The sequence below is a fragment of the Bartonella sp. AA83SXKL genome, from assembly GCF_042196965.1.
Classification (GTDB): Bacteria; Pseudomonadota; Alphaproteobacteria; order Rhizobiales; family Rhizobiaceae; genus Bartonella.
Genome location: NZ_JBHIRG010000028.1, coordinates 1 through 10,183 on the forward strand (window position 1 = coordinate 1; position 10,183 = coordinate 10,183).

At 37.0% G+C, this 10,183-nt stretch carries 6 protein-coding genes and 1 pseudogene; all 7 read right to left on the reverse strand.

Features of this window, described 5'->3' with window-relative positions:
• Nucleotides 1-1,764 precede the first annotated feature (1,764 nt).
• Nucleotides 1,765-2,391, reverse strand: coding sequence for a DNA-3-methyladenine glycosylase I (locus ACFINO_RS08300; protein WP_375655418.1), 627 nt, complete (start codon nt 2,389-2,391; stop codon nt 1,765-1,767).
• Nucleotides 2,369-3,799, reverse strand: a complete 1,431-nt coding sequence (gene xseA, locus ACFINO_RS08305; RefSeq protein WP_375655419.1) for an exodeoxyribonuclease VII large subunit — start codon at nt 3,797-3,799, stop codon at nt 2,369-2,371. Before xseA ends, ACFINO_RS08300 begins: the two co-directional genes overlap by 23 nt.
• A gap of 14 nt (nt 3,800-3,813) precedes the next feature.
• Nucleotides 3,814-3,988: pseudogene (locus ACFINO_RS11695) on the reverse strand (ABC transporter substrate-binding protein); the annotation flags it as partial.
• 212 nt (nt 3,989-4,200) lie between these two features.
• The gene (locus tag ACFINO_RS08310; RefSeq protein ID WP_375655420.1) at nt 4,201-5,832 is read right to left on the reverse strand and encodes an ABC transporter substrate-binding protein; all 1,632 of its coding nucleotides are present in this window, start codon (nt 5,830-5,832) and stop codon (nt 4,201-4,203) included.
• Nucleotides 5,833-6,731: 899 nt separating this feature from the next.
• Nucleotides 6,732-8,363 carry an ABC transporter substrate-binding protein gene (locus tag ACFINO_RS08315; protein ID WP_375634812.1) on the reverse strand — a complete coding sequence of 544 codons (1,632 nt, stop codon included), beginning with the start codon at nt 8,361-8,363 and terminating at the stop codon, nt 6,732-6,734.
• Nucleotides 8,364-8,722: 359 nt separating this feature from the next.
• On the reverse strand, nt 8,723-8,911 hold the full coding sequence (locus ACFINO_RS08320; protein ID WP_375633886.1) for a hypothetical protein: 189 nt from the start codon (nt 8,909-8,911) through the stop codon (nt 8,723-8,725).
• Between the two features lie 376 nt (nt 8,912-9,287).
• Nucleotides 9,288-10,183: ABC transporter substrate-binding protein (locus ACFINO_RS08325; RefSeq protein ID WP_375655421.1), on the reverse strand; the 896-nt coding region annotated here is incomplete at its 5' end.

Below are 10,183 nucleotides of genomic sequence, written 5' to 3' on the forward strand. Positions count from 1 at the left end.
ATTGCATCAAGATTCCAAGCCATCACAAGGGTATCAGCCGGTGTTTTTGCTGAAGCTTGTTGTGCAACCATCGCCAATGCCATAAGAGCAGAAACAAGAGAGCTGCTACTTTTCAATATTGTTTTCTTCAAGTTCATAAACTTTTCCCTTTATTTATTTTTATCAATTAATGACGCTGAAATAATATAGCAAATTTATAATTATAACATTGAATAAATACGTTCTAATCGCCTATATTTCTAATCACCTACACAGAATCATCTACTTGATAAAGTCATTGACTTACGTCTCAATAAACCATAGCGAACATGCAATATATGTTTTGCTAACCAGTATTACATTCTTTTCATAACCTCTTTGCATATGATAATGCACTATATCAGTTCCCTATTAATCATCAATAAGCCTTGTCGCCCAAAAAAAATAGTGAGCTTAAAAAAAATCATTACGCAAAAATTTATGAATTCATTATTCTATTCCTTTAAGCGACATTTAAAATAAAATATGCAAACTTTAAAAATAGTCATCCCCCTCAAACACTCAGTTTCAAGATGCGGCGCATCTTTACTACATGACCAAAACGACACTGAAACAGCAGAAAGACATAAGAAAATATCTTTTCTAAAACGCTACCCCCCACAAAAATCTGCTTAATCTTTTGAAAACTAAGTGTCAAAAGTTTTACGTTTTTACCAACAAAACCAAACGCGTTAACAAAGATAAAGGAAAAATGAGAAGAATCATTCCTTCCACGCTTTATCTTTTGAGAAATAAAGCTTACAATAAAAGAATATACACTAAAATGCATTCCCCCATTGATAAAAACAAAATTTATTAGACACTTCCCCCCCAAAGACATAACGAATATAAAACCTTCTAAACTTTAGTGTGCATCATTGCTTTACCACTATAAAAATAGAACAGAAAGCAACATACCGCAACAAAACTCTCGTTTCCAGCGGAAACATACAGAGATTCAACGAAGCAATGCAGTGAATACCAGTCTGTCTGAGCTTAAGTATCCTCCCAAAACTGGAGCTCACACGCAGCAAAATTCCTCTCTAGTGAAGGAAAGTTATCAGATAATAAAACCTAACACAAGCAGCTTGAGTCATTTAACTTCAATTTTTCATCGCTGCATTTCATTTTATATTGCCTAGGTAAGCATTGGGCAATCGACCTACATATAAATAAACCAACAGTCATACAAGCAAAGTAAAACAATGCAACAACAGCACCCCATCTAAAAACCACTTTGCATTCGTCAATAAACATGAATAAAATATTCATTAATTATAACGGTCATGTCACTAACGGAAATAAAAACACCTCTTCTGAACCATTACAAATGCTAAAGACTGTTGACAACATTGAGAGCTAGTAAATGTGTGATGGTGCCGATCTTCTCCTTCATAAGCGTAAAGATGGAGTGCACGATGGATTTACTGTCATAGTATTCATGAGCTGCGTCGCAAAATGGGCTTTGGTGTAACTAGATGTTTCTTTAAAACATACAAGACATTACCATTATCTCACTTCAGATACATAACAGTTAAGATATCACTCCTTTTTGCGTCTGTTTTTTCATCCTCAAAATTATACCTTTATCGTTTTTAGTGCCAACAACAATAGAAAATCATTAATATTGTATAGTTTGTATATTTCAATTATCTTATACAGCGGAATTGTATAATTTATACATTTATTAAATAATTCAATTATTATCCTATTAATCATTATTCTTACAAAAGAAAGTTTGCCAATTTATCGACAAAAACATCCTTCAAGATGATCATTAACAATTCCTACGGACTGCATAAAAGCATAACAAATTGTGGGGCCAACGAATGTCCAACCACGTTTCTTCAAGTCTTGAGAAAGACGAAAAGAAGCAGGTGTCATAGGGTTAGCTAACAGTGTTTGAAAATCTATTTTTTCATAACGCTCCGATTGTGGTGGTTGAAAAGACCAAAAATAGTGGGACAAACTCCCCCACTCTGTTATAATTTCTTGTGCTCTCAATGCATTATTAAGCACTGATTGAATTTTTCCTTGATGGCGAACAATGTCTTTATTCTGCAATAACATTTGCACCTTTAGCTCATCATAATGAGCAATCTTTTCAAAGTCAAAGTGATCAAATGCAACGCGAAAAAAAGAGCGTTTTTTTAAAATTGTAAACCAAGAAAGCCCCGCTTGGAAACCTTCAAGACAAATTTTCTCAAACAAACGAATATCCTCAAAAACAGGCTTTCCCCATTCGGTATCATGATAAGCACAATAAAGTGGATCCGTTCCAGCCCATGCGCAACGAACTTTTCCATCCACTCCCTTAAGAAGACCTTCCGCAAGCATGGCATTAACCGTATTAAAAGAGAGTTCCTTGATCATCGCTTGGCGACTTTATCTGCTTGTGTTTTGATCTTTTAGCGGAAATAGGCTCTTGTGTTGCAACACTGATATCTCCATCAAAAAAGCGTAAATTTATTTGCCCTGTTTCAGGAAACTGAACCAATCGTTTAATGGGCTTATGATCTTTCCCCAAAGCCAAAACAAAACCGCGCTCCAAAATATTCTGATATGAAGTGCTTCTTAAAAGCCTAGATACTACCTCTAACTCAGCACGTTGTTTTTCCACACTACGCACAAAAGCACGCTGAAGACGTGCCGTATATTCCTTTGTATTGCGTTGTGCTTTTTCACTATTTAACAAACGCGGTGAAAGACGCACACCAAGTGCATGAAAAGAAAAACGTTTTTTATCGTAGCTTACACAAAGAGCACGCTGCAATCGACTTGAAGTTTCATCCAAACCACGCCGTGGTAGAGCAAAAAGTTGATCGGCAGTCGGAAGAGCTCGTAGAGTAGCACGCAATTTTTGTCGATAAAAATCCAAATAACGCGCGAGTCCCTTGCGCAAACGTGCATCAAGCGATGCCACCAGCACCTCGAGATCAAGCTTAACAGGAACAGCCCGTTCTGCTGCGGCGGTAGGAGTTGGAGCGCGCCAATCAGCCACATAATCAATCAAGGTCCAGTCCGTTTCATGCCCAACAGCAGAAATAACAGGAAGAGAAGATTCATAAACAGCACGAACAACAGCTTCGTCATTAAACCCCCACAAATCTTCTAAACTTCCCCCTCCCCGTGCAACAATAATAAGATCAGGTTTTGGAATAAGTCCACCTGGACCAAGAGCATTAAAACCTTCAACAGCAACAGCCACTTCCCTCCCACTTGTTTCCCCCTGAACACGTACAGGCCAAACCAAAATATGCAACGGAAAACGATCGGATATACGATGAATAATATCACGAATAACAGCACCTGTTGGTGATGTTACAACGCCTAAAATTCGAGGCATATAAGGCAAAGGTTTTTTCTTTTCTTCATCAAACAAGCCTTCTTCTAAAAACTTTTTCTTACGATTTTCAAGAAGTGTCATCAAAGCACCAACCCCCGTTGGTTCAAGAGCCTCAATGACAATTTGATATTTCGATGACCCTGGATAAGTTGTAAGTTTACCAACAGCAACTACTTCCATCCCTTCTTCAGGAGGGAATTTGAGCTTTTCCATAACTCCACGCCAAATAACAGCTTCCAACCGTGCCTTATCATCTTTTAAAGCAAAATAAGCATGTCCCGAAGCATGAGTACCACGGTACCCTGATATCTCCCCACGCACCCGTACATAACCAAACTTTTCTTCAACAACACGCTTTAGAGCCCCTGCTATTTCGGAAACAGTGAATTCTGCCACATTTGTTACACCTGTTTTTTCACTAAACAAACTTACCATTTTTCAATTCTTTACGCCCGTTTCTGTGAATCTTTTTGAAACAACACATCTTTAAACTTTTGATTTATAGCTTCATCAAAATACCCATAACACCGGCTAGAACAGCTTATATTTTTAATTTCAAATCGATTATCAGGGTTGTAAAAAAAAACTTGAAGCCGTTGTATGGGGATGTCTAGAGTCATTATTTCATCCGAAAATTGTATCAATAGAAGTTAAAATATTCAATCCTACATCCACACAAACGCATCTTTCATAAGAATTCCTGAAATAAAATTCTCGATACAACATAGTAATCCATTCCCGATAAAATTCAACGTATTGCAAAGTGTTAAAGAGCTTTGCAATACATCAAATATATCATGATCATGTTTTTTATATTTTATAAACTTGATACCTTCTTATTTTTCAATTGCACTATAAAAAATACGTGGTGCACTATTCCACACCCATTTTTTTACATCAGGTGTCATAGCAATAATATTATATGTCTGATAGATAAACGCATAAGGTCCTTTTTGCATTAATTCACGCTGTAAATCAGCATACATTTGTGCCCGTTTCCGTGGATCTTTTTGAAACAGAGCTGCCTGAACCTTCTTATTCATATCTTCATCCAAATAGCCGTGGCACCAACTAGGATAGCCTGTATTTTTAGCCTCAAACCGATTATCAGGATTTGAAATAAAACGTGAAGCCATTGTATGAGGATCCGCAGAAGAATTATTCCATCCTATAAAAATTGTATCAAAGCTACGTGCATAAAGTTTGGAAAACAACTGTGTACCGATAAAATGTTCAATCTTAAAGTGCACACCTATCTTTTTTGCATTATCCTGAATAGACTGAGCAATAGGCAAAGCAAAAGGATAAGGAGATTTTCCTGCAAAAATATTGGACTCAAAACCATCTGGATAACCTGCTTCTGTTAAAAGCTGCTTGGCTTTTTCAAGATCAAGTTTAAAGGGTTGCCCTTCTTTTTCATCCAAAGCCCCAAAATTACCAAGAGGAATAAAGCTTGCCCGTGGAATGCCAACATCTTTAAGAAGAGTCTTTCCCAGAGTGTCATAATCGATCAAATAACGCATTGCCAAACGCACCTTTTCATTGGCAAAAATAGGATTTGTCGTATTGAACCCCCATACTATCAGGGATGGAGCCAACACTTTTTCAATCTTAATATCTGTTGTTTTTTGGAGATCTGCTATATTCTCTGGCGTTAAATTACGTGCCACATCAATATCGTGTTTTTCCAACAACAAACGTTGTGTTCCAGGCTCAGCAATATGACGAATTAAGATCTTCTTCAATTTTGCTGGCTCTCCCCAATAATGGGTACTTGCACGCAACAAAATTCCTTCTCCAGGACGCCAACTTTCTAACTGATAAGGACCAACACAAGCAGCGTGACTTGCCAAATAGCGATTTCCCATATCACCATCTTGTTCGTGTTTCATAAGTGTCTCACGATCAAGCAGAGCAACAGTACGATTCCTAGAAATATTGCTCAGAATAAGTTCTGTTGGATAAGGTTTATCAAATTTCATCACCACTGTTTTCTCATCGGGTGCTTGAAAAGCCTTATCAACATTTTGTTCTGTGATACCATATTCATTAAAAGTTGCCGCATTAGATAGCTTCAATTTGACAACCCGCCTCATTCCCCAAACAAGATCATGAGCACCAGCAGACCGACCATCATTAAACTTCAAATCATCGCGCAAATGAAAAGTAATCACCGTACTCTGGTCATCGCTTACAACATCCCAACTCTTTGCCAAAGAAGGAACGATTTTAGCTCCATCATTTTTAGCAGAATCAACCAAATTATCACAAACATTGATAACAATTTCAGCTCCATAGCGGTCATTGAGTTGCGCAGGATCAAAATTACTGATCGCATCAAGATCCCAAGCCATCACGAGGGTATCAGCAGGTGTTTTTGCTGAAACTTGCTGCACAAATATCCCAAAAGCAATAAAAGCAGAAATAAAACAACTGCTCCTTTTTAATATTTTTCTTTTTAAATTCATAGACTTATCTCTTTAAAGTTTGTTGTATAAATTTTCCTTGCAACAGTAACGTGCAAAAATAAAAAAAATCAGGCTTTTAAAGCACACCTCCTAAAGATAAAATATCAAACCCTTTAAACAGCAGGAGCAGCTCCTTGAGCAATATTGGTAAACTAAAGCAAAAGAGACAACGAAAAATGATCTGATAAACAATGAATAATACCACAAATGACAGCGCCTGTTGGTGATGTCACAGCACCAATAACTTTGATCATACAAGCCAAAGATTTTTTTATCGCATCAAACAGGACTTCTGCTTTAAAAGTCTTTTTCCTATTTTCTCAAAAGAGTTCTCAGAGAACCAACTTCAGTTGCTTTAAAAGCTCACTCATCCTTCGATATTTTGACAATCCTCATAAGTATAGTTTCTAACCATGGACATTCCTCTCCTTCCTCACAAGGACATTTGGACTTTCCAGGACCCATATTAAAGGGCAGTCTCAGCATCTCATCATTTTTTAAGGAAAAGCGGTATAATTTGAAGCACCAGCTCCACAATAATCCCATATTCCCCCAACGCACCTGCATATAACTAACTTTTTTCTCAATAGCACATTTTAAGGTTCCTCACTTTTTCTACAAAATACTAAATTCTGCTCATATTCAGTATGCCCATTTCTTTAACCGGCAAATTTATTATTTTTTTCTTCACTTAAGATTGAAATCTACAATCTTAATATCTATATATACTTGTTCTATAAAAATGCATAGTCCCTCTCTAAAGAAGAGTATCTTCGAGTTACTCTATAATGCACTTTACCGATAAACTTCGATATTTTGCAAAGCTTTAAACTCTATGCAAAACACCGAAGTTATTATCATCACATTCACTGTTGTATATTACAACATTTTAAACGTGCTTATTTTTCAATGGCATTATAAAAAATACGTGGTGCACTATTCCACACCCATTTTTTAACATCAGGTGTCATAGCAATAATACTATATGTCTGATAGATAAACGCATAAGGTCCTTTTTGCATAAAATCACGCTGTAAATCGGCGTACATTTGTGCCCGTTTCTGTGGATCTTTTTGAAACAGAGCTGCCTGAACCTTCTTATTCATATCTTCATCCAAATAGCCGTGGCACCAACTAGGATAGCCTGTGTTTTTAGCCTCAAACCGATTATCCGGATTATAAACGAGACGTGAAGCCATTGTATAAGGATCTGCAGAATCGTTATTCCATCCCATAAAAATTGTATCAAAGCTACGTGCATAAAGTTTGGAAAACAACTGTGTCCCTACAAAATGTTCAATCTTAAAGTGCACACCTATTTTTTTTGCATTGTCCTGGATAGACTGTGCAATAGGTAAAGCAAAAGGATAAGGAGATTTCCCTGCAAAAATATTGGCTTTAAAACCATTTGGATAACCTGCTTCTGTTAAAAGCTGCTTGGCTTTTTCAAGATCAAGTTTAAAGGGTTGCCCTTCTTTTTCATCCAAAGCTCCAAGATTACCAATGGGAATAAAGCTTGCCCGTGGAATACCAACATCTTTAAGAAGAGTCTTTCCCAGAGTGTCATAATCGATCAGATAGCGCATTGCCAAACGCACCTTTTCATTGGCAAAAATAGGATTTGTCGTATTGAACCCCCACATTATCACAGATGGAGCTAACACTTTTTCAATCTTAATATCTGTTGTTACTTGGAGATCTGTTATATCTTCAGGCATCAAATTACGTGCCACATCAATATCGTGTTTTTCCAACAACAAACGTTGTGTTCCAGGCTCAGCAATATGACGAATGAGAATCTGCTTCAATTTTGCTTCCTCTCCCCAATGATAGGAACTTGCACGCAACAAAATCGCCTCTCCAGAACGCCAGTTGACTAATTGATAAGGACCAACACAAGCAGCGTGACTTGCCAAATAGCGATTTCCCATATCACCATCTTGTTCGTGTTTCATAAGTGTCTCACGATCAAGTAAAGCAGCAACACGAGTAGTAAGAATATGGCCAAGGATGATCTCTGCTGGATAAAGCTTATCAAATTTCATCACCACTGTTTTCTCATCGGGGGCTTGAAGAGTAGAATCAATATTTTGTTCTGTAATTCCATATTCGTTAAATATAGCTGCTGCAGACAACTTCAATTTAACAACCCGCTTCATCCCCCAAACAAGATCATGAGCACCAGCAGGCCGACCATCATTAAACTTCAAATCATCACGCAAATGAAAAGTAATAACTGTACCCCCACCCTCATTTGAAACATCCCAACTCTTTGCCAAAGAAGGCGCTATTTTAGCTGCATCATCTGTAGCGGAATCGATTAAGTTATCACAAATATTAGCAATAATTTCATTGCCATAACGTTCATTGATCTGCGCAGGATCAAAAGTCTCAATTGAATCAAGATTCAAAGCCATTACAAGGGTATCAGTAGGTGTTTTTGCTGAAACTTGTTGCACAAACATCCCCATTGCAAGAACAACAGAAACAAAAGAACTGCTCTTTTTCAATATTTTTCTTTTCACGTTCATAGAATTTTCCTTTTAACGTTATTGTATAAATTCCCCATGCAGCAAAACGTGCTTAATAATTAAGTTTAGACAAACTATAGGCTTCTAAAAACCAAGTTTTAAAATCTTTAAGAACAAGCACCTCTTGCCAATGGCTCCTCCTGCCTACACTTATAAGCCAAACCAAAACATACAAAGAAAAACACTCTGATATACAATGAACGCTCACCAACAATAGAGCTTATTCACGATATCATAACGCCTACTATTGAAGACTATAAAAGCAATATTTTTTCTCTATCTTGTTAAGCAAGCTTATCTCTTATTTTTTCCGGTGTTTTGTATATCATCAAAGCACTACCCCTTTCGGCTCAAGTGCCTTAATAACAAAGAGCCTTCATAATAATTTGACGATTTGATAAAACAGGAAAATTCGTTAGTTTGCCAAATGCAACGACTTTTATTCCTTCTTCAAAAGGAAATTTAATTTTTTCATCACTCCCCATAAAACAGCACCCTTCAATTGGCATCTCATCATCTTTCCAAGCAAAAGAAAATATAAACGCCATAAAAAACTGATATCCCTTGTTTACCCACCCATAACAAAATTTTCCTTCAACATCGCAAACCCTTTGCACCTTTAGCACTACTAAATTCCACAACATTTGTTACACTTCGTTTCTTTATGTTATACTCAGTTTTTTAACAAATAAATTGACCACTTTCTAATTCAGAGAAATTGAAATATTCAATCTTAGTATCCACATAAATACACCTCTAATGAGAATGAAAAATATCTTTAAACGAATGTCTTGAAAAGACATTCAACAATATATCACGCATTACCTATGATCTTCGACGCATTGCAAAGCTTAAAATTTATACAATACGCCGAAATATATCATGACGATGCCCTTTATCTATTGAACAGCATTGAAGACACTCTTATTTTTCAATTTTACTATAAAAAATATGTGGCGCACTATTCCAAACCCACTTTTTGATATCAGGCGTCATCGCGATAACAGTATATTTCTGAAAGATAAACGCATAAGGTCCTTTTTGCATCAATTCACGTTGTAAATCAGCATAGAGTTGTGCCCGTTTTTGTGGATCTTTTTGAAACAATGCATCCTGAACCTTTTGATTCATCGTTTCATCCAAATACCCATATTGCCAACTAGGATAGGCGGTGTTTTTTGCCTCAAGCCGATTATCTGGATTATAAACAAGACGTGAAGCCATGGTATGAGGATCCGCAGAATCGTTATTCCATCCGACAAAAATCGTATCAAAAGCCCGTGCATAAAGTTTAGAAAACAACTGTGTACCGGCCATCCGTTCAATTTTAAGACGCACCCCCGCCTTTGCGGCACTATCTTGGAGTGACTGAGCAAGTAACACCCTATAAGGAGCATTTGATACGAGAAAATTTGCCTCAAATCCATTCGGATAACCAGCTTCTGCTAAAAGCTGCTTGGCTTTTGCAATATCAAATGTAAAGGGTTGCCCTTCTTTTTCATCTAAAGCCCCAAAGTTTCCAAGAGGAACAAAACTGGCCCGTGGAACACCAACACCTTTGAGAAGCTTCTTGCCAAGACCTTCATAATCTATGAGATAACGCATCGCCAAACGTACTTTTTCCTTAGCAAAAATAGGATTTGTCATATTAAATCCCCAGTACATCATGGATGGCTCTAACACTTCTTCGATTTTAACATCTGTTGTTTTTTGCAGATCTGCAAGATCTTCAGGGGTCAAATCACGAGCAACATCAATATCATGTTTTTGCAACAACAAACGTTGTGTTCCGGGCTCTGCAACATGGCGAATTAAAATCT

Excerpts from the sequence above, each read along its gene's own strand:
- ACFINO_RS08310 (WP_375655420.1), bottom strand. The coding sequence starts at position 5,832 with ATGAATTTAAAAAGAAAAATATTAAAAAGGAGCAGTTGTTTTATTTCT.
- ACFINO_RS08320 (WP_375633886.1), bottom strand. The coding sequence starts at position 8,911 with ATGGCGTTTATATTTTCTTTTGCTTGGAAAGATGATGAGATGCCAATT.
- ACFINO_RS08300 (WP_375655418.1), bottom strand. The coding sequence starts at position 2,391 with ATGATCAAGGAACTCTCTTTTAATACGGTTAATGCCATGCTTGCGGAA.
- ACFINO_RS08315 (WP_375634812.1), bottom strand. The coding sequence starts at position 8,363 with ATGAACGTGAAAAGAAAAATATTGAAAAAGAGCAGTTCTTTTGTTTCT.
- xseA (WP_375655419.1), bottom strand. The coding sequence starts at position 3,799 with ATGGTAAGTTTGTTTAGTGAAAAAACAGGTGTAACAAATGTGGCAGAA.